Source organism: Ruegeria sp. AH3 (genome assembly GCF_056536265.1).
This window is the reverse complement of record NZ_JBQFJL010000003.1, coordinates 43,981-63,440: the sequence shown is the minus strand read 5'-3', so window position 1 is coordinate 63,440 and position 19,460 is coordinate 43,981. Positions and strand designations below refer to the sequence as shown.

The following is a 19,460-nucleotide window of genomic DNA, read 5'->3' as shown; positions in this document are numbered from 1 at the left end:
ATCTGTCGCCAACTATAACGCCTGTAGCCCGCTTTGCGGCCATTCGCTGCAATCACGAAGACCATTGGGATACGACCAAAAGAAGGCCGTCCAGATGCGGGCGCATCTATCCCTAAAGTTCTTCAACAAGAAAATCGAGAAACACCCGAACCTTCGACATCACGTAGCGTCGGGACGGGTAGACAGCGTAAAGGCCCGTCTCGTTCGGCGTCCAGTCTTCCAGAGCCGTGCACAGCCTTCCTGCGGCCAGATCTTCAGCGACATACATACGTGGAACAAGACTCAGACCGAACCCGGCACGCAAAGCATCCCGGACCGCAAGGCTGGAGGACACCTTGTAGCGGCCCCGAACGGGGACTTTGACAGTTCGCCTGCCCTGTATGAAAGTCCATTGAACGGCATGGTCCGACAAGGTGAACTGGACGCAATTGTGCAGCGCCAGATCCTCGGGCCGGGTTAGACGACCGTGCTGTTCGAAGTAAGATGGTGCCGCGCAGACGACGTGATCCATGATCATCAGCTTTCGCGCAATCAGTCCCGAATCTTCAAGATCGTCACTCCCGCGCAGGGCAATATCAAACCCTTCTTCAACCAGGTTGACCCGCCGGTCATCCAACCTCAGGTCCAGCGTCAGTTCGGGATATCGGTTGAGAAACTTCGGGATTTTTTCCGACAGGCCGATCAGCGTCACCGTAACTGGTGCGCTCACACGCAAAACGCCCGATGGCGTATCCTGAATGGCCTGAAGTGTTGCGTCGGCCTCATTCAAATCATCCAGGACTTGCACGACACGCTCGAAATACAGCGTGCCGGCCTCGGTCAGACTCATGCGTCGGGTCGTGCGATTGATCAGACGCGCCGAAAGATGCCCCTCCAACTCAACGACATTCTTACTGATCGAAGCAGGGGACAAGTTCAGCTTGCGCGCCGCAGCTGCGAAACTGCCAAGCTCGACCACGGTTCGAAACACGGTAAGGGCGGTCATACGGTCCATGATTATTTACTGTAAGTGAAGTAAGAGTTCATCGATAGCCGTATTCTCTACTTTCATGCATCACTGTATTTCATAGGGCATCAAGCTGCGTAGGCGATTTTGGCCACGCATCCACGGCAGGACAGAACGTCCGAGTAGATGACTAGGAGTCCCGAAATGCAAACATTCAGAACCGCCCACCATCCAATCGAACCGCTCTTCCTGGATCGCTGGTCCCCACGCGCATATGAAGCAAAACCCATGCCCAATGCCGATCTTCTGACCATCCTTGAAGCAGGCCGTTGGGCACCCTCGGCATTCAACGTCCAGCCCTGGCGATTTCTGTATGCCCATCGCACCGACAAACATTGGACGGATTTCCTGTCGGTGCTGGACGCAGAAAACCGGCAATGGGCCGGATCTGCGTCGGCACTGATCTTTCTGATCTCGGACAAGGTGATGCCCGCCGAAGAAAATCGGCCCGAGATGATCTCGAAATACCACAGCTTCGATGCTGGGTCCGCCTGGATGCAAATCGCGCTTCAGGCAACTGCTCTCGGATATGCCGCCCATGCCATGGCGGGCCTCGATTTTGAACACGCGACCACAGTTTTGGGTTTGCCAGACCGGTTTCGACTTGAGGTCGGGATCACTATCGGCCGTGCCGCCGAGACCAGTCGCCTTCCGCACGATCTGCGTGTGCGCGAGGTGCCGAGCAACCGGTACCCGCTTGAGCAGATCTCCTACCCTGGCCCCTACCCCGCCAGCTTTACCGCATTCGCAGCAGAATAGGAGGTTGCTATGTCATTCGACCCAAACGCATTAGTTAAACCAACGGTAGTCAGAGCTGATCTGCATGTCCACGGCTTGATGCTGGTAGCGACGTTCTTGGTGGCCACGTCGTTTCCGGTAGTTTCCGCCATCACAGACAGTCTGGATAGTGTTGTGCTGACCTTTGTGCGGTTCGCCCTTGCGACACTGCTATTCGCTCCGCTGGTGGCGTGGCGCTTCGGCATCGTCCGTCCCAGCCTGCGCGACCTATTGCGCTACAGTCTGCTCAGCCTTCTGCTGGTCACGTTCTTTTGGTGCATGTTTGCATCTCTGAAAATGACTACACCGCTGAACACGGCGGCAATCTTTTCGATAAGTCCCGTCATTACCGCAGGCATCACAACGATCCTGTTGCGAGAACGGATAACACGAAGCGCACGAATTGCGCTTCCCCTCGGCGCGATTGGCGCAATTTGGGTGATTTTCCGGGGTGATCTCTCCGCATTTATGGCACTTGAAACCGGAGCGGGAGATCTCCTGTTTCTTGCAGGCACAATTGCGCTCGCTGGATATACCACACTAGTCAAAGTCCTGCACAATGGCGAGCCTATGGCCCGGATGACCTTCTGGATATTGGCCACTGGATCGATCTGGCTTTTGTTAGTGTCATTGCCCAGTCTTGGCAGTGTGTCCTGGGCAGAGATACCGATCGGCACACTGGCAGGTATCACCTATTTGTCCGTCTTTACCACTATTGTAACTTTTTTCCTATTTCAGTGGAGCACAACGCAAATCGGCCCAACCCGTGTGATGTCCTACACATTCCTCAATCCGACTTTGGTGCTTGTGATCGGATTGTTTGCGGGAAATACCCTGCCACCCCTGGCAACCTGGCCTGGTATATTGATGGCGATCGCAGCTACAGTCATCCTCCAGTCGGACTTCACCCGATGGTTCGGGTATATGAGACGGGACATTCGGCCTGCCGCGCCGAGTTAAGCCAATCGAAATCAACTGCTTTCCTGGGAAACGAAAGGATCGCGAAATGCCAAGTGTTCAACATCGTCTTTTTGCCACGATCCAGCGGCCCGCCCACCAGTGTCCGACCTGTCCTGACCGGAAGAAACCAAATTTCCCAACATTTGGCTTTGTTGGGTTATTGGGCCTGCTGATGGCCCCGATGGCGGCACAAGCGCATGTCCGATGGTTTGTTGATCCCAATAGCCCTCAGGTCGCAACTTTCGAGCCCTATACTCTGTTCGACCCAGCTGTTTTGATCTGGATCGCAATTGCGACAGCCCTGATTGGGGCTCTGTTGCAAAGTTCTGAACGCGCCAAATTGTCTTGGCGATTATACCAAAGTTAGGCAGCCAGTTCTGCGAATTGACGAAACGGACGGAGTCCGGGCGTGAACTGACCTTTACGGATCATGTGCGCAACCTCGATGCCCGCCAGAGTCGCTGATGCCGAAGCAAAAGACTTGAAGCCGAGCATCGGGCGGGTTCGTCTTTTGATGAAACGATGGTCCTGTTCCACGATGTTGTTCAAGTATTTCCGCCTGACCATTTCAATTGGGACCGGGCAACCAAAACCTTTCAGCATCTTGTTGATGGCTTTGAGGCCAGCGGTGTTAGCTCCACTTTTGTCGATGACAATCTTTCTCGGAAGGCCGTTGACCTCCAGCATTCGGGCGAAGAACATGGTGGCCGCGGGTTTGTTTCGACGCTGGGAAAGCATAAAATCAAGCGTCTTGCCTTGCTTGTCGACGGCCCGATAGAGATAGACCCAATTGCCTTTCACCTTGATGTAAGTCTCGTCCATTCTCCAGGAGCGGTCGCACGGTCCCTTTCGACGACGCGCCGCTTCAGCGATTGCGCCTGCATACCGCGTCACCCAGCGATTCAGCGTCGTGTGATCCACTGCAACGCCTCGCTCATGCATGATCTCTTCTAGATCGCGATATGACACACCGTATCGGACATAGAAGAACACAGCGAAGAGGATTACATCTTTCGGTTACCGCGCGCCTTTGAAAGAGATCATAAAAACAAACTTTCGACTTCATTATTTCGATTTCCATTCACTCGACGCACTTATGGGCGTCAACAGTCAAAAGTTTGCAACAGAGCCGTCAGTTCATGCCCGGAGTCTGTCCGTTTCGCCAATTGGCAGAACTGGCCGCTTAGCTCCACAGCAATCGTGTAAACAGTTCATTTTCGCAAAATATTGCACGAGAACCTTGCGACAGAACCCATCAAAGGAACATTACGTCTGCGACCTTGTCGACTTCGCCCCCGGAGGAGCGCTTGTCGCCCGGTTCTTCTTCGCCACCGATCCCGATGGCTACAAGATCGAAGTCATTCAGAAAGGGGACCGCTTCCGCCAGACCCCCGCCCTGTGATTGCGCCCCAATATCGCATCCCTACACGATTGAAAAGGGTCGAAATTCTGCGACAAAGCCAGCTAGTGAAACATGTCCTCTGAGATCGCAGCATACCAGTTAACCGATTCCTCGTACGTTAACTGACGTGTTTCGGCAGATTCTCCGGTTTGACTGATGAAGCCATCGACGCGTGCTATTTTCTCTTCGGTCGCTTCATAGGTCGCCCCTACCTTGACCCCGTCATTGACCGCGATCAGCGACCAGCATGTGTTGGCGTAGCGGGGCGGAAAAACCCGTGAGCCGGTCAAAGCCCCGCGGGCCGCATTGGCGCACACCTTCGCCTGCGAATTTGCCGAAAACCCGGATTTCGGCATGTCGCCCTGTTGGCTGGCATCGCCCAGAACATAAACATCCGGATCAAGCTTTGATGACATATCAGCCGCGTTCACCGGGGCCCATCTGCCCTCGGTCACGCCTGCGAGTTCGGCGATATGCCCTGCTTTCATCGCGGGGATGACGTTGCAGACGTTCACGGCAATTTCTTCGCCATCAATCGTCAGTGTCATCTGGTCCGGATCGACCGAGACATTACCGCCGCCGAAATCTTCTCCGATCCAGTCGATCATGCCCGGATAATGCGTGGCCCAGCCCTCTTCGAACAACGCCATTTTCGAGAATTTCGGTTTTGGGTCCGCAATAACGATCTTGGCGCTGGGGTTGATGGTTTTCAGCACATGGGCCACCATCGAAATACGCTCATACGGTCCGGGCGGACAACGGTAGGGATTGGGCGGCGCGACCATTGCGTAAATGCCGCCTTGGGGCATGTTTTCAATCTGCGCGCGCAAAAGCTCGGACTGCGATCCCGCCTTATAAGCATGAGGCATCCTGTTCTGCGCAGAAACATCCCATCCTTCCACTGCGCCTTCAACAAAATCAATGCCCGGAGCGATGATCAGCTTGTCGTAGGGAAGAACCGCGCGCCCGGCCAGCGCCACTGTTTTTTCGGCGCGATCCACACCGATGGCCCAGTCATGGATCACGTTGATCCCGTAATTGGCGGCAAGCGCCCCGTAGGTGTGACCGATATCGTCGATCGCGTTCAGGCCGCCGATATAAAGGTTGGAAAAGAAACAGCTGAAATAGACCTTCGAAGGCTCGATCAGCGTGACCGAAATCGCACCTTCGCTGTCTTTGGCGATATAGCGCGCCGCAGTTGCACCGCCGGCCCCGCCGCCGATCACAACCACGCGGGGCTTTCCGCTGCCCTCTGACAGCACGGCAGGGGCCGACAATACGCCCGTGGCGGCGACACCAGTGCCCAGAAATTTACGCCGATCCAATGTCATTGGTCTCCCTCCCACTCTGCGTCGTTAATCAATCGCTCCAAAATACGCGGCCAGCGCCGCTATTTCGTCGTTGCTCAGCCGCCCGGCCATCATCTGCATGATGGGATGCTCGCGTTCGTCCTGTTTGTAGGCCAGCATGGCCGCCACGAAGTCCTTCGGGTTCATCCCCGAAATCTTCGGAATTCCATCGGTTTGCCCGGTGTTCTGATGGCAGGTCACGCATTCCGCCGACAGATACGCGCCCAATTCCAGATCGGCCTCCCCCGCCGCGACTGTGCCCTCGGCCAATACAGCAAGACCGGGCAAATGCAGAACAGATCCGCAGATAAGCAGGTTGAGGTATTTCATCTCCATCCCAAAACCCCAGCAACACCCAACGCTTGCAAATTCAGGCCTTTATCAGAACCGACACTTTCGTCGGCATTTCTAAACCACCGTGATTGCGCGGTTGTCGGTGTAGATCGCGCCATCGTCGTCATACCAAGCGAAGGTAAACACACCCGGGCCGGGAACGAGGGCCTGAAACTCGAAGAACGGGTTTGTCGAAATGCCGGGCCCGATCTCAAGGTCGATAACGGTTTCGCCTTCGAACGTGCACAGGAACCGATGAATGATCGAACGCGGAATGGGGTCGCCATCCGGGTCGACACGTTGGCCGGATTCCATACGGTGGGTGATCAGTGTCTTGATCGTAATTACCTCGCCCGCCCGGGCCGCTTTGGGCAGTTTTATGCGGGTTTTGACACCTGACGCCATGGTCCCCTCCCGCGCTCAGGCGCAACCGCCAACGACGACCGAGACCGGTTGATGGCCACGGTGCACATCGCCATCCGGCATACGCGCAAGGGCCAGAACGTCCTGTGTCTGGGCCAGACGCATCCGGGTTGAAATCGTCTGGGACCCCGCCAGAGGGCCGAACGTGGCCTTGAGCACCGGCAGAACCGGGTTGCCGGGTGCAACCAGCAGAACATCCTGCGCGCCGAGCGCGTCGATGGAAACGGAAACCCGATAGCCGTCTTCGGCGACAGCGGGCAAGGTCAGGACCACGCCGTTGTCCTCAATCGGCCCGTCGCCTGCAAAAGCTGCGATAAGGTCCTCCAGCGTTGCAGAAGCCGGCACAGCGACCATCTGTTGCGCCCTGACCGGTTCAGCAAGGCACAGCAAAGCCCAAAGGCTTACCTGCATCGCGTCGCGCCGGGTCAGGGTCATGGCGGGCCTTTCTGTCTGATACGTCAGAGATATTAGCCCTGACGCCGCTCTGCCCCTACATAACAAGTTCGTGAGCCTTCGCATACTTAAGTCGTGGTTCTGCCCCCGCATGTGCAGTTGAGAAAACCGCGGCGAACATGCAAGCTGCTGTTCAGATTACAAAGTCAGGACCGAGGGTTAGATGCCGCATGCAAAGTCACCAGAGGGGGCCAGCCCCGGCCTCGCCGTCCACGATCTGAGCTTTCTTTACGGCGCAAAGACTGCGCTGGACGCAGTCTCCTTTGATGTGATGCCCGGTACTTTTTGCGCGCTTCTGGGTCCGAACGGGGCCGGAAAATCGACGCTGGTCTCGCTGCTGACCCGCCTGCTGGTCGCCCCTCAGGGCGAGATCAGCGTAGCGGGCCACAACCTGCGCCGGGCGCCGCGCAAGGCTTTGGCGCGGCTGGGTGTGGTGTTTCAACAACCGACCCTCGACCTCAGCCTGACGGTGCGCCAGAACATGAGCTATTTTGCGGCACTTCACGGATTGCCCCGAGCCGAGGTGCCTGCACGCATCGACGCCGCGCTGGACCGTCTGAACATGCGCGAGCGGGCCGATGAAAAGGTCCGGGCCCTGAATGGCGGGCATCGCCGCCGGATGGAACTGGCCCGTGCCCTGCTGCATGATCCCGACGTCTTGTTGCTGGATGAACCAACGGTCGGCCTGGACGCAGCGGCCCGGCAATCCATTACCGATCAGGTTCACGATCTGGCGGCGCAGGGTCTGTGTGTTCTTTGGGCGACCCACCTGACCGATGAGGTACGCGACGACGACCAATTGCTGGTCTTGCATCGCGGCCGCATTCTGGCCGCAGGGCAAACGGGCAACCTGCGCGGACAAGCGACCCTGTCCGACTGGTTCCTGTCGCAGACCGAGGTTCCGGCATGAGCGGGTTCTGGGGCGTCGCGCGCGCGATCATCGGGCGCGAATTTCTGCGCTTCATCCATCAGCGCGAACGCTTTCTGGCCGCGCTGGTCCGGCCCATGGTGTGGCTGCTGATCTTTGCCGCAGGCTTCCGCGCCGCACTGGGGCTTTCGATAATCCCGCCCTATCAGACCTACATCACCTACGAGACCTATATCGTCCCCGGCCTGTGTGCGATGGTTCTGCTGTTCAACGGCATGCAAAGCTCGCTCAGCCTTGTTTATGACCGCGAGATGGGGTCGATGCGCCTGTTGCTGACCAGTTCTTTCCCGCGCTGGTGGCTGTTGTTCTGCCGCCTGCTGGGATCAACGGCAATCTCAATTCTACAGGTCTATACCTTTCTGGCGCTGGCCGCGCTTTTCGGTATCGTCCTGCCCCTGCCCGGTTACATTGCGGTCTTGCCCGGCCTCATACTGGGCGGGCTCATGCTGGGCGCGCTGGGGCTGGTGCTGTCCAGTTTCATCAAACAGCTAGAGAACTTTGCCGGCGTAATGAATTTTGTCATCTTCCCGATGTTCTTTCTGTCCTCCGCGCTTTATCCGCTTTGGAAAATGGCCGAAAGCTCACCGCTTTTGCGCGATATCTGCGCGCTGAATCCGTTCACCCACGTGGTCGAGCTGATCCGGTTTCTGCTTTACCTGCAGATCAACTGGGGCGCATTGCTTTGGGTGCTGACATCGACCGCCATTCTGTGCCTGATCGCTGTCTGGGGATATGACCCCGCACGCGGCTTGATGAAGCGGAAGTTATGACGGGACCGGCCAAAACCACCCATCGCAGCCTGTTGCTGAAAACCCGTCTGGGGATTGGCGCCGTGGTTTTGGGATCGGGAACCCTGCTGACGGCGGCAGTTCTGTATCTGGGGATGCAAACGGTCGCCAATCGGCTGGACACTGCGCTGGCCTCGGAAACCCGCATGGCGCGGTACGCGGCATTGTCGACCCGCGCGGCCACATTTCTGGTGATCGCGACCGAGGCCGTTCAGACCGGTCAGCCCGCCGAAATCCGGCTTGAACGGCTGCAGCCGATCCGGGGCCAGATTGGCGCAACCTTTGAACAGCTACGCGGGGATGTCGAAGATGCGGTGGCCGCGGTCGAGAAACTGGGGCTGGATGAACAATCCCGCTATGGCACACAATCGCTAGGCCTGGCGCGGATGGAGGCGCTGCTGAGCAACACGCTCGAAGGTCTGAGCGACCCCAATGCGGATCAGGCGCATCTGCGGGCCTATATCGACTCCTTCGCCTCGGGGTTCGATCCGCTGCTCAGCCAGGCCGTGAACACCGAGGTCCTGTTTCGCAACACTATCCTCGCCGGTATCGAACAAACCCGCCTGACCCTGACATGGATTGCGCTTGGGTTTGCCGGTTTTGCCATCCTCAGTACGATCTGGTTCTATTTTGGCCTGATCCGCCCCCAGTTCACCCGTTTGGACCGACTGCGCGCGGCTGCCGAGCAGGTCGGCAAGGCCGAGTTTTCGGTGGCCTTGCCGGACACTCGCAACGACGAGATCGGCCAGCTTTATGGTGAGACAAACCGGATGGCCGCCGCCTTGAAACACCGCCAGACCGAGATCGAGGCCGAATGGGACCGCCTGAACGAAACCATTGAAAGGCGCACCGAAGAACTGAGCGCGGCCAACAAGACCCTGTCCAGAATAGATGAAAATCGCCGTCGGTTTTTTGCCGATATCAGTCACGAATTGCGCACGCCGCTGACCGTGATCATGATGGAATCCCAGATCGGCCAGCAGGACGCTGAAAGCGCACCAGGTGCCTTGGCAACCATTGAAAGCAGTGCGGCGAAACTGAACCAGCGCATTGATGACCTGCTGCGGGTGGCGCGGTCGGAAAGCGGCGAACTGGCGCTGGACCCGCGCAGGGTTGCCCTGCCGGAATTGATGCAAACGGTTGTTCAGGACATTCAACCGGAAATCGACAGCGCCAACATGCGGCTGGATGCCGGTGAAACCCCGGTCTGCGTGTTGAACTGCGATCCAAACTGGATGCGGCAAGTGCTGTTGAACCTGATCCGCAATGCCATCCGTCACGCCCGGACCGGAAGGGTGATTTCCGTGCACTCCACGCAATCCGATACAGTGGTCGAGATTTCGCTGACGGATAACGGCCCCGGCATCCCGCAGGCGGCACAAGGCCGGGTCTTTGAGAGGTTCGTTCAGGGGGGGGCGGCCAATCGGCAGGGCTTTGGCGTCGGTCTTGCCCTCGCGGCCTGGGTTGTCGAGGCCCATGAGGGGACGATCACGCTGACCAGCCCGGTGCCGAAAGATCAGGCGATGGGTTCCGCGCCCGGTACAAATGTCTGCATTCGATTACCCCGGGCAAAGGCATAGGATATCCGCATGGCGTCCAAACTACTAATCATAGATGACGACCCCAAGATCGCCTCGGCCCTTGTGCGGGGCCTGTCGCTGCACGGCTATGATGCCGAGTTCGAAAACCGCGCCGACAAGGGGTTGGAGCGATTGCAGAGCGGCGCTTACTCTGGCGCGATTGTCGATGTCATGCTGGGCGAGGATAGCGGGATCGAACTGGTCAGGTCCGCGCGCGAGATCGGGGTCTCGATCCCTATTCTGATGCTGTCGGCCCTGTCCGATGTCGACCACCGGGCCGCCGGTCTTGACGCCGGAGCGGACGACTATGTTGTCAAACCGTTCAGCTTCGGCGAGCTTGTCGCGCGGTTGCAGGTGCAGGAACATCGCGCGCAGTCCCAACACCCCGACCCGGCCCGGATATCGCCGCAGAACAGGACCATAACCATCCGCGACACATCTGTTGCCCTGACGGAACGCGAGTTCGATCTGCTGGCCCTGCTCAACAGCAAGGCGGGATCGCCCATCTCGCGGGGAGAGCTGTTTGACACGCTCTGGTCGCAGGAAGGGTCCAGTAACGAAAACGTGGTCGATGTCTATATTGGATATCTGCGCAAAAAGCTTGGTGCGGATGATTTCGGTTTTGAAATCAAAACACTACGCAATCAGGGCTTCTGCCTGCAGGGTCGCGCGCCGCTGCCCGACGACAGGTGAATACCTACCAAAGTCTACCCTGTTCTTACAAATTAAGATTCGCTCTGCCCCCCATTACCTGCCAGATTGCTTGAAAGGACATTCCAAGAGGAGGAGCCCGTCATGGCATGGAGTAAACCGATTATCCGCGAGATCGAGTGCGGCATGGAAATCAACATGTACGGCCCGGATCATGACGATGAGCGCGGCGGCGGCCTAATCTGATTGCAGGCCCGGCGCCAACACTAGATGACGTTGCGCGCGATAATACTTGGGGCCGCTGCTGGCGGCGGCCTGCCGCAATGGAATTGTGGATGTAAGAACTGCGTTCTCGCCAGAGCCGGAAAAATACCTGCTCAAACACAGTCGTCGCTTGCTGTGTCTCCTGACGGTCAGAACTGGGCCGTCTTGAACGCGTCACCGGACATAAGACTCCAACTGAGCAACACGAAACCTCTTTTTCCCACAGGGTTGCGTGAGCTGCCCGTTCATTCGGTTCTGGTCACAAACGGCGATATCGATCATGTCGCCGGGCTGCTGACACTTCGCGAGATGCAGCCCTTCAATCTGTTCGCGACGCAGAGCATTCAGGACGTGATCGCGCAGAACCCGATTTTCGACGCGCTGAACGCGTCGCTCGTGGACCGTACTTCGATCTCTCTGAACCAGCCATTCGAGATGGTGGCTGGCCTGCAGGCCACACTGTTCCCCGTTCCCGGCAAGGTGCCCTTGTACCTGGAAGGCGAGCATGTGCAAACCGATCTGGTGGGCGAACAAACCGTGGGCGTAGCCCTGAAAGCGGGCGGCAAAACCGCCTATTACATTCCGGGCTGTGCCGCATTGACGCCGGACCTGCGGGCCACGCTTGAGGGTGCGGATTTACTGTTTTTTGACGGAACCCTCTGGCAGGATGATGAAATGGTGCGCGCGGGTCTGGGTCAGAAAACCGGCAAACGCATGGGCCACATGTCGATGGATGGCAGCGACGGGTCCATTGCCGGCTTTGCCGATATGAAGATCGGGCGGAAAATTTTCGTCCATATGAACAACACCAACCCCGTTCTGCGCCCCGACAGCGCGGAAAAAGCGGCGGCCGAGGCCGCAGGCTGGACAATTGGACAGGACGGGATGGAGATCGCACTATGACCCAAAGCCGCGAAGACTTCGAAGCCCGCCTGCGCCAGATCGGCGCGGAACGCTACCATGATCTGCACCCCTTTCATGACCGTCTGCACGGCGGGCACTGCACGCCGGACGAGGTGCGCGCCTGGGTTATCAACCGGTACTACTATCAGCATTCGATCCCGATGAAGGATGCCGCTTTCATGTCCCGCGTCGAGGACCCGAAACTGCGGCGCGCCTGGCGGTCCCGAATCGAGGATCATGACGGCACCGAAGAAAACGAAGGCGGCATCAGGCGCTGGTTGCGTCTGGCCGAAGCCGTGGGTCTTGATCCCGACTATGTCGCCTCGTGCGAGGGTGTCTTGCCTGCGACGAAATTCGCCGTGGATGCCTATGTTCGCTATGTCCGCGAGAAAACTCTGCTCGAGGCCGTTGCCGCCTCGTTAACCGAACTGTTTGCCCCCAAGATCCACGCCAACAGAATTGAAGGTCTGCTGCAGCACTACGATTTTGCCGATGACAGTTCCCTGTCCTATTTCAGGAACCGTCTGAAGGAAGCGCCCAAGGATGTGGCATTTGGCCTGGCCTGGGTTCTGGATAACGCGGATACGGCCGAAAAACAGGACGCGGCGGCCAAGGCGCTGATCTTCAAGACGGATATACTGTGGTCGCAACTGGATGCTCTTTGGGGGGCGTATGTGGAACCCGCACGTATCCCCCCCGGTGCGTGGCAGCCCGGCACCGGGCTGCTGATGCGGCAGGCGTCGTGATGCAGGCCGCAGACATCCCCACCCTGCCCCGAGGCGTACGCCTGCATTTTGACAAGGTGCGGGATAACTGGGTGCTGTTGGCCCCGGAACGGGCCGTGACGCTGGATCAGATCGGACATGCCATTCTGAACGAGGTGGATGGCCAGAGAAGTTTCGAACAGATCACGACTGCGTTGTCCGAAAAATACAATGCCCCGGTAGATCAGATCGCCGAGGACAGTTCGGGCTTTCTTGATGCCCTGCGCGCCCGGCGTTTTCTGGACGTATGGTAATGGTCAAAACCGCACCCCCTATCGCCATGCTCGCCGAGCTGACCCATCGCTGTCCCCTGTCCTGCCCCTATTGCTCGAACCCCGTCGAAATGGCCAAACAGGACAGCGAGATGGACACGGACACCTGGGCGCGCGTGTTTCAGGAAGCCGCCGCGTTAGGGGTGTTGCAATTGCACCTGTCCGGCGGCGAACCGGCGTCGCGCCGCGATCTGGTGGAACTGGTGACTGCGGCACGGGACGCCGGGCTTTACACCAACCTGATCACCTCGGCCATCGGGCTGACAGAACGCCGCTTGAACGAATTGGATCGCGCCGGGCTGGACCATATCCAACTGTCTCTGCAAGGCACCGATGTGGCAATGGCGGACAACGTGGGCGGCTATCGTGGCGGGTTCGACCGCAAGATGAAAGCTGTCGAATGGATCAGGAGCATAGGGTTCCCCCTGACATTGAACTTTGTCCTGCATCGCCACAACGCCCACCAATTGCCCCGAGCGCTTGAGATGGCGCAGGAGATGGGCGCACGCAGGATCGAAGTTGCAACGGTTCAGTTTCACGGCTGGGCGCTGAAGAACCGGGATGCGCTGATGCCGACACGGGAGCAGGCGCAGTTGGTCACGCAGCAGGTTGATGAGGCGAGACATGCCCTGAAGGGGGCGCTTGTGATCGACTATGTGCCCGCAGACTATCACGAGAACTTCCCGAAACGCTGCATGGGAGGCTGGGGAACAAGCGGCCTGAACGTAACACCCGATGGGCAGGTGCTGCCCTGCCACGCGGCCCAATCCATCCCGCATCTGTCTTTTGACCGGGTGCAGGATAAGCCGCTGTCGGACATCTGGTATCACAGCGCTGCGTTCAACGCCTATCGGGGCACCGACTGGATGCCGGAACCCTGCCAAAGCTGCGATCGCAAGACGATCGACTTCGGGGGGTGCCGCTGTCAGGCCATGGCGCTGGTCGGAGATGCCAGCACAACCGACCCGGTCTGTGTCAAATCTCCGCATCACCGGGCATTGCAGGATCAGGCCAACCAGCACGCGGCCAGCATTGACGCGCCGTTCGTCTATCGCGTGGCACCCGGTGCGGTGGCCAAAACAACTGAATGACCCGCTAGGCCAAAACTGCACCTTGTGGGGTGGCTTTCAACTTAAGGACCCGATCTGCAAGCCGTTCCGCCTCGGCCCCCGAATGGGTGACGAACAGCGTCGCCGGGCGGTGCCGCGCCATCAGTTGTTCGGTCAGCGTCAGCATCGCGTCGGCTGTTTCGGCATCCAGCGAAACAAAGGGTTCATCCATGATCAACAGTTCCGGCTGGCCGACAAAGGCCCGCGCTAGCGACAGGCGCCGCTGCTGTCCCAGCGACAGTTGACCCGGAAACAGGTCACCCTTTTCGCTCAACGCAACCGAACCGAGCGCGGCCTCGGCCTCGGTTCGGGACAGGCCGGGATGGATGATTCTCAGATTGTCCAATGCGCTGCGCCATGGCAGCAAGGTGGGTTCCTGAAACACGATTGCGGTTTGCTCAGGGCGTTCAATCCGCCCGTCAAAATCCGGATCAATACCGGCCACTAGGCGCAGCAACGTCGTCTTGCCAATGCCCGACGGACCGATGAGGGCGACCGTTTCACCTGCGTTGATCTCGAACGTTATGGGTCCCAAAACCGGGTCTGCGCCAAACCGTTTCTGCCGGATGTCGATGCGGATCATGCAGCTCTCCACCTGCGGGCGCTGCGCTCCCATGGTTGAAGGATCAGCCATTCCACAAGCAACATCACCGCAATGAAGGAAAACGCGTAGACCAACACCATCGCGACATCGAAGAGTTGAAAATAGAGATGTATCTGGAACCCGACGCCGGACGAGCGCCCCAGAAACTCGACCACCAGCACGATTTTCCAGATCAGCGACAGGCCCGACCGGGCGGCGGCGGCGATGAAGGGCGCAAGCTGCGGCAGGATCACGTGCCGCAGACGTGTCCACCTTGGCACCCGGTAGACCTGCGCCATCGCGTCGAGGTCCGGGTTCAGCGCCCGGCCCCCTTCGCGCAGGATGGTTGCGACATTGGGAACTTTGTTCAGCGTCACTGCCGTGATCGCAGCGGCCTCGGTCAGCCCGATCCACAGGTAACACAGCACGATCAGAACCAGTGCAGGCAGGTTCAGAAAAATCACCAGCCATGGATCCAGCCAGCGGTTGACGGCGGGCGACCGGCCCATGGAAACGCCGATGAGACCGCCCAAAACCATGGCCAGCGCAAAGGCCCAGATCACGCGCAGCAGGGTCGCCCCGATACTGCGCTGCAACTCTCCGGTGGCAAGTTCCTGTTGGAACCGGGGGATCAGATCCCAGGGTTGTGGCAGTATTTGCGGTTCCGCGGTCAGAAAGGCGGCGGCTACCCAGAGCAGCACCAGACACCCGATAGACAGCAGCGGTGCGAGGCGCGGGTCCGGCATTGATGGCTAGTCCACGTCCGCAAACAGGCCCTGTGGTACCGCTGTGGCGTCACCCACCAGTTCAGCACCGCCCAGTTCTGCCATCAACGCCAGCATCCTGTTGGCCGCTTCGGTGTCCACCGGGCCCCGGTTGGGAATGCCCGCAATCCAATCGGATCTCAGCTGTTCGAATTGCGTATCCGATTTGGCGTTCATGCGTGGCCTGATCGCCTCCCACGCGTCAGGAGAGGTTGCGAGCAAGTCCTTGGCCTCGCGGCTGGCTGAAAACAGGCTCTGTGCCAGATCGGGATGATCTGCCAGAAAGCTTTCTTTCAGATAATACCCCAGCAAAGGCGTATCGGTATCCAGACCAAGCGCCTGCCCCGCGTCTTCAACGGAAATCAGTTCCCGCATGCCAGACGCTTTCATCTTGGCCAGAAAATGCCAGAAGTTGATCGCGCCTGCATAGTCGCCGCCAAGTGCGGATTTGAAGATCAGCGGCGGCGCACCAAAAACCTGTTCGGTGTCAGCTTTCAGATCCATGCCGTATTCCTGCGCCGCATAGGCGCGCAGGATCAACCAGGATTTGTCCAGCGGCCCACCGGCAATTCCGATCTTGCCCCCAGACAGGTCCTTGAGAGTTCGCGCAGGGCTGTCGGCTGGCACGACCACACCGCCGACAGCTTTGGAATAGGGGATAAACACGTAATCCTTGCCAGCGGCCCGTTGCCGGGCCACCCAGATCCAGTCTGCCACGGCCAGATCGGCCTCATCCCCTTCCACGGCGATGCGGGTCGCGCCGTTGTCGGCAAAGGGCTGCACGTCGAGGACAAAACCGTGTTTCCTGTCCAGACCATTTTGCCGGATGGTCTCAAGCTCCCAATTCACGGTGCCGATCTTCAGGACGGCGGCGCGAATGGTCGGCAGGGTTTCGGCCAAAGCCGTCCCCGACATCAGAACCAGCGCAGCGCAGATCGCGAACAGCTTTGTCATCACGCCCCCGCGTCACTCAGCCCTGCGGCTGACCTCGTTCAGGTCCTTGTCCAGCTTGATGTCGAACTGATTGCCGCCTTTGCAGATCACATCATCCAGATCGTAGCCGTCATCCTCAACCTCGATGTCATCAGGGTCCATCTGACATTCAATCGACGCCAGATAGGCTTCGATCTTGCTTACGATTTCGGCATCCAACTTTTCTGCCAACGCCGGGGTCGCTAGAAAACCGGCGAAAACCACTATGCCAAGTTTCTTCATCTTCTGTCCTTTCGTTATTGAATGCTGACCGTGATGCGTTGCGACTCTCCGGTGGAGCCTGGAATGCGTATTTCATGGCTGCCGGGTTTGATGGCGATGAAGGACAGTTCGGCGACGCCTGCCTTGTCAAACTCGATACTGTCCACGGCCATGGGGCGGATTTCGATCTTGTTGATGACAATCTCGTTCATCCAGATTGCCCGAAAGAAGGAGGGCCCCTCGATCGCCAGTTCCGCCGAGCCGTCCGCCGTGATCTCAAGCTTGTAATAGGCACCGGATTGCAGCACCACATCCTCGCCCAGAGGCTGGCCAGAGGCCAGCGTCAGCTTGATGGTGTCGCCGCGATTGCACTTGGCTAATAGCCCGGCGAACCCAAGGTCGTCGCAGAGCGGAGCTGCGGTCACCGGTCCGCCCAACATTGCAACCATCGCTGCGATTGCCAGTTTTTTCATTCCCGTCCCTCCCAGAACCTCAGTCGATTGTCACCACGCCCCAAGGCTGCTGGCCGACCTGAACCGATTTGATGGCCTTTTCTGCAGCCACGTCGATGATCGTGATGTCGTTGGAATTGCCGTTTGTGGTCAGCAGGTATTTTTCATCCGGCGTGAAATCCAACTGCCAGACACGCTGTCCCACAAGGATGTAATCCAGCACCTCAAGGCTTTGTGCATCCACAACCGCAACCCGGTTTGCCGGTCCAAGCGCAACAAACAGACGCTTGCCATCCGAGGTAACCTTGGCCCCCACCGGTTGCAGCCATTCGGGCTGAACGCCGGGCACTTCGAACCCGAACTTGCCGACAACCGTGGGGGTGCCGTCTTCGGCAATATCCATCACCGACACCGTGCCGCCGATTTCCGAAGTCACGAACAGCCGCGTCCCGTCTGCCGTATATTGCGCGTAGCGCGGGCGCTGATCGACCAGCACGTTGTGCTTGATTGTATAATCCTCGGTCGAGATGAAATGGGCCATATTGGTGGTCTCGGACGTGTTGACCACGAATTTGGCATCCGGGCTCATTCCCATGCCTTCGGGCTCGACCCCTACGGGAACCTCGGCCAGAATTGTGCGGGTTTCGGTATCCGTGACCGTCACCAGATTGTCGTCCTCATTGGCGATGTAGAGCCGTTTGCCCGAAGGTTCCAGGATGAACAGTTCCGGGTCCGGGCCAGAGGGCAGGCTGGGCAGTTCTTCGTAGGTCGTCGTATCAAAAACCCGGATGATGTTGTCATCCGAGGCGCAGACATAAAGCATTTTGCCATCCGGGCTGACGGTGATGCCGCGCGGCCGGTTGCCACCGGGAAACTCGGTCAACACCTCCCATGTCTCGGTGTCGACCACGGTGATGGTGTTGCTCCGCTCGTTCGACACAAAGGCCTTACCGGCCAGCGCGGGGCCTGCAGTCAGGGCGGCAAGAGCAGCGGTCAGCAATAATCGTTTCATCAAATCCTCCGGTTACTCAAATGCCTGACAGTTGGATTCCGGGCGGTCCAATCCCATCGTGTCGAGCGGCGATGTCTGATGCAGGAACCCGTCCTGCGGGCTGACGCTGACGGTGATCGAGCCGTCATACAGAAGGATCGGCTGGCGCAGTTGTCCGTTCCAGTCACGAAATGTCACCTTCTGGCCCTTGAACGCCGCCAGTTCGAACTCATCCGACAGGGCATAGTCCCGAACCCCGTCGGGTTCGGCGGTGTTCGCGCGTGTAACCGCTTCGCCGATAACGCGCAGGGCAAGCCAGACATTGTAATCCTCGGGTCGCACATAGCGCCCGGTCAGGTCTTCGAAACGGGTCTGGAACTGCGTGGCACCCCAGGCCTCGTGCGCGCCATGGATCGTCACCGGGCGCAGACCGCCCGACCCCATCACCGGGCGCGGGGTCCAGAGGTGATAGGACAGATAGCGCCCGAAATAATCGCTTTCATCCGCAGCGATCACCACGTCATGGTCCCGAACGTCCTGCGTGTCCAAGGGCAATTGCCGCTGCACAAGAACATGCCCCGAATCCGTGCGACGAGAGCCGCCGGTATCCTCAAAAACGCGATCCTCGACAAGCTTCGCGCCGAATTTGGTCGCGGCGCGGCGATAGGCATCGGCCAGCTTCGTATCGTCGGGGTTTGACCCTGCCAGCAGGAACCAATCGCCCCATTTCTTCCAGACCGCAAACTGCGCAACCGCGTCCGCCTTCATCGCCCGCGATGGCGCGATATGCAGCAGGTTGCCACGGCAGTTCGCATCCCGCAGATCGACATCCGGAGCCGAGGCGTTGAACACAAGAGCACCGGCCTCGGCCGCCTTGTCCGTCAGGCGCAGGACATCCGGCGCATCGGCCAGAAGGATGATCAGCCTGGCCCCATCGGCCAGAATCTGATCCATCGCTTCGTCGGCCTGTTCGGGCAGAGCGGCCACCGTGGTCGTTTCGTATGTGTGGCCCAGAAAGCCACCTGTGGTGCTGTTGTCTTCGGTCCCAAGCGATGCACCGGCAAAGCCCAGATCATCGGGTTTCAAATCGTAGCGAGAGATCGGCAGCAGGCTGGGATAGTCGATCCTCAGGACCGCTGCTTTCACATCAATCGCCACTGCGTCCATCGCAGAAACACACCAAAAGAGTGCCGCAAAAAGCGGCAGCACGTTCATGTTCAAGATGTCCTCCCGGTCCCTGCCAGGTTTTTTGGCAGGCTCTTATTCTTCAGCGCGATGCGCAGCAAAACGGAACCGATACTTTTGGCCGTGTTGTGATCTCAAGCCTATCAGCTTCATCATTAACCTCGATTCTTATTTTATAAGAATGCACGTATGCGATTGAACTTGCTTCTGTTTCCCGCCGCGCTCGTCAAAACGACCGGTATTCGGGAAGGGCAGAGCAGGTCTGGTTGTGTGCCGATCCGCGCTGACTGTGCAACCCGCCTGGGCCAGCCATCAGCGCAGCTAGGGAG

25 protein-coding genes are annotated in these 19,460 nt (G+C 58.6%); 12 read left to right on the top strand and 13 right to left on the bottom strand.

Annotation, left to right across the window (positions count from 1 at the left end; translation table 11 throughout):
- Positions 1-112 precede the first annotated feature (112 nt).
- Positions 113-994, bottom strand: coding sequence for a LysR family transcriptional regulator (locus tag ACR3EM_RS21660; protein WP_480473059.1), 882 nt, complete (start codon positions 992-994; stop codon positions 113-115).
- Between the two features lie 156 nt (positions 995-1,150).
- On the opposite strand from ACR3EM_RS21660, the gene ACR3EM_RS21655 reads away from it, so the two are divergent.
- Both ACR3EM_RS21655 and ACR3EM_RS21650 read left to right on the top strand, forming a co-directional pair.
- Positions 1,151-1,765 (top strand): nitroreductase family protein, encoded by a 615-nt coding sequence (locus ACR3EM_RS21655; RefSeq protein ID WP_480473057.1) that lies wholly within the window; start codon positions 1,151-1,153, stop codon positions 1,763-1,765.
- Between the two features lie 9 nt (positions 1,766-1,774).
- Entirely contained in the window at positions 1,775-2,743 is a 969-nt protein-coding gene (locus tag ACR3EM_RS21650; protein ID WP_480473055.1) for a DMT family transporter, read from the top strand.
- Positions 2,744-3,106: 363 nt separating this feature from the next.
- Here the strand turns inward: ACR3EM_RS21650 and ACR3EM_RS21645 are convergent, their stop codons facing one another.
- Positions 3,107-3,748, bottom strand: a complete 642-nt coding sequence (locus tag ACR3EM_RS21645) for an IS6 family transposase (protein WP_480473336.1) — start codon at positions 3,746-3,748, stop codon at positions 3,107-3,109.
- Positions 3,749-3,983: 235 nt separating this feature from the next.
- Here ACR3EM_RS21645 and ACR3EM_RS21640 point away from each other — a divergent pair, with 235 nt between their 5' ends.
- A complete protein-coding gene (locus ACR3EM_RS21640; RefSeq protein ID WP_480473349.1) occupies positions 3,984-4,145 on the top strand; it encodes a hypothetical protein in 162 nt (53 codons plus the stop codon).
- Positions 4,146-4,207: 62 nt separating this feature from the next.
- Here the strand turns inward: ACR3EM_RS21640 and ACR3EM_RS21635 are convergent, their stop codons facing one another.
- The 4 genes from ACR3EM_RS21635 to ACR3EM_RS21620 all read right to left on the bottom strand — a co-directional run bounded on the left by ACR3EM_RS21635 (position 4,208) and on the right by ACR3EM_RS21620 (position 6,685).
- Entirely contained in the window at positions 4,208-5,476 is a 1,269-nt protein-coding gene (locus tag ACR3EM_RS21635; RefSeq protein ID WP_480473053.1) for an FCSD flavin-binding domain-containing protein, read from the bottom strand.
- Positions 5,477-5,500: 24 nt separating this feature from the next.
- Positions 5,501-5,824 (bottom strand): c-type cytochrome, encoded by a 324-nt coding sequence (locus tag ACR3EM_RS21630; protein ID WP_480473051.1) that lies wholly within the window; start codon positions 5,822-5,824, stop codon positions 5,501-5,503.
- Between the two features lie 78 nt (positions 5,825-5,902).
- Entirely contained in the window at positions 5,903-6,232 is a 330-nt protein-coding gene (gene soxZ / locus ACR3EM_RS21625; RefSeq protein ID WP_480473049.1) for a thiosulfate oxidation carrier complex protein SoxZ, read from the bottom strand.
- A 15-nt stretch (positions 6,233-6,247) separates the two neighbouring features.
- Positions 6,248-6,685: a thiosulfate oxidation carrier protein SoxY gene (locus tag ACR3EM_RS21620; protein ID WP_480473047.1), complete on the bottom strand. Its 438-nt coding sequence runs from the start codon at positions 6,683-6,685 to the stop codon at positions 6,248-6,250.
- A gap of 181 nt (positions 6,686-6,866) precedes the next feature.
- On the opposite strand from ACR3EM_RS21620, the gene ACR3EM_RS21615 reads away from it, so the two are divergent.
- The 9 genes from ACR3EM_RS21615 (at position 6,867) to pqqE (ending at position 13,944) form a co-directional block, all read left to right on the top strand.
- Positions 6,867-7,613 (top strand): ABC transporter ATP-binding protein, encoded by a 747-nt coding sequence (locus ACR3EM_RS21615; protein ID WP_480473045.1) that lies wholly within the window; start codon positions 6,867-6,869, stop codon positions 7,611-7,613.
- The gene (locus ACR3EM_RS21610; RefSeq protein WP_480473043.1) at positions 7,610-8,401 is read left to right on the top strand and encodes an ABC transporter permease; all 792 of its coding nucleotides are present in this window, start codon (positions 7,610-7,612) and stop codon (positions 8,399-8,401) included. The genes ACR3EM_RS21615 and ACR3EM_RS21610 overlap by 4 nt, the downstream gene beginning before the upstream one ends.
- Positions 8,398-9,999 (top strand): sensor histidine kinase, encoded by a 1,602-nt coding sequence (locus tag ACR3EM_RS21605; RefSeq protein WP_480473041.1) that lies wholly within the window; start codon positions 8,398-8,400, stop codon positions 9,997-9,999. The genes ACR3EM_RS21610 and ACR3EM_RS21605 overlap by 4 nt, the downstream gene beginning before the upstream one ends.
- 9 nt (positions 10,000-10,008) lie before the next feature.
- Positions 10,009-10,692 (top strand): response regulator transcription factor, encoded by a 684-nt coding sequence (locus ACR3EM_RS21600; RefSeq protein ID WP_480473039.1) that lies wholly within the window; start codon positions 10,009-10,011, stop codon positions 10,690-10,692.
- Positions 10,693-10,794: 102 nt separating this feature from the next.
- Positions 10,795-10,896: a pyrroloquinoline quinone precursor peptide PqqA gene (pqqA, locus tag ACR3EM_RS21595; protein WP_480473037.1), complete on the top strand. Its 102-nt coding sequence runs from the start codon at positions 10,795-10,797 to the stop codon at positions 10,894-10,896.
- A 24-nt stretch (positions 10,897-10,920) separates the two neighbouring features.
- Entirely contained in the window at positions 10,921-11,817 is an 897-nt protein-coding gene (gene pqqB, locus ACR3EM_RS21590) for a pyrroloquinoline quinone biosynthesis protein PqqB (protein WP_480473035.1), read from the top strand.
- A complete protein-coding gene (pqqC, locus tag ACR3EM_RS21585; protein WP_480473033.1) occupies positions 11,814-12,563 on the top strand; it encodes a pyrroloquinoline-quinone synthase PqqC in 750 nt (249 codons plus the stop codon). Before pqqB ends, pqqC begins: the two co-directional genes overlap by 4 nt.
- A complete protein-coding gene (gene pqqD / locus ACR3EM_RS21580; RefSeq protein WP_480473031.1) occupies positions 12,563-12,835 on the top strand; it encodes a pyrroloquinoline quinone biosynthesis peptide chaperone PqqD in 273 nt (90 codons plus the stop codon). The genes pqqC and pqqD overlap by 1 nt, the downstream gene beginning before the upstream one ends.
- Entirely contained in the window at positions 12,835-13,944 is a 1,110-nt protein-coding gene (pqqE, locus tag ACR3EM_RS21575; protein WP_480473029.1) for a pyrroloquinoline quinone biosynthesis protein PqqE, read from the top strand. The genes pqqD and pqqE overlap by 1 nt, the downstream gene beginning before the upstream one ends.
- 4 nt (positions 13,945-13,948) lie before the next feature.
- On the opposite strand, the gene ACR3EM_RS21570 is transcribed toward pqqE, so the two are convergent.
- Genes ACR3EM_RS21570 through ACR3EM_RS21540 form a run of 7 tightly spaced genes read right to left on the bottom strand, consistent with a single transcriptional unit; the run spans position 13,949 to position 19,161 of the window.
- A complete protein-coding gene (locus ACR3EM_RS21570; protein WP_480473027.1) occupies positions 13,949-14,545 on the bottom strand; it encodes an ABC transporter ATP-binding protein in 597 nt (198 codons plus the stop codon).
- On the bottom strand, positions 14,542-15,291 hold the full coding sequence (locus ACR3EM_RS21565) for an ABC transporter permease (RefSeq protein WP_480473025.1): 750 nt from the start codon (positions 15,289-15,291) through the stop codon (positions 14,542-14,544). Before ACR3EM_RS21565 ends, ACR3EM_RS21570 begins: the two co-directional genes overlap by 4 nt.
- Before the next feature lie 6 nt (positions 15,292-15,297).
- The gene (locus ACR3EM_RS21560; RefSeq protein WP_480473023.1) at positions 15,298-16,263 is read right to left on the bottom strand and encodes an ABC transporter substrate-binding protein; all 966 of its coding nucleotides are present in this window, start codon (positions 16,261-16,263) and stop codon (positions 15,298-15,300) included.
- A 12-nt stretch (positions 16,264-16,275) separates the two neighbouring features.
- A complete protein-coding gene (locus ACR3EM_RS21555; protein ID WP_480473021.1) occupies positions 16,276-16,524 on the bottom strand; it encodes a PepSY domain-containing protein in 249 nt (82 codons plus the stop codon).
- A gap of 14 nt (positions 16,525-16,538) precedes the next feature.
- Positions 16,539-16,976 carry a cupredoxin domain-containing protein gene (locus tag ACR3EM_RS21550; protein ID WP_480473019.1) on the bottom strand — a complete coding sequence of 146 codons (438 nt, stop codon included), beginning with the start codon at positions 16,974-16,976 and terminating at the stop codon, positions 16,539-16,541.
- Between the two features lie 19 nt (positions 16,977-16,995).
- A complete protein-coding gene (locus ACR3EM_RS21545; protein WP_480473017.1) occupies positions 16,996-17,967 on the bottom strand; it encodes a YVTN family beta-propeller repeat protein in 972 nt (323 codons plus the stop codon).
- Between the two features lie 12 nt (positions 17,968-17,979).
- Complete coding sequence (locus tag ACR3EM_RS21540; RefSeq protein WP_480473015.1) at positions 17,980-19,161, bottom strand: ABC transporter substrate-binding protein; 1,182 nt, start codon at positions 19,159-19,161, stop codon at positions 17,980-17,982.
- Between the last annotated feature and the right edge of the window lie 299 nt (positions 19,162-19,460).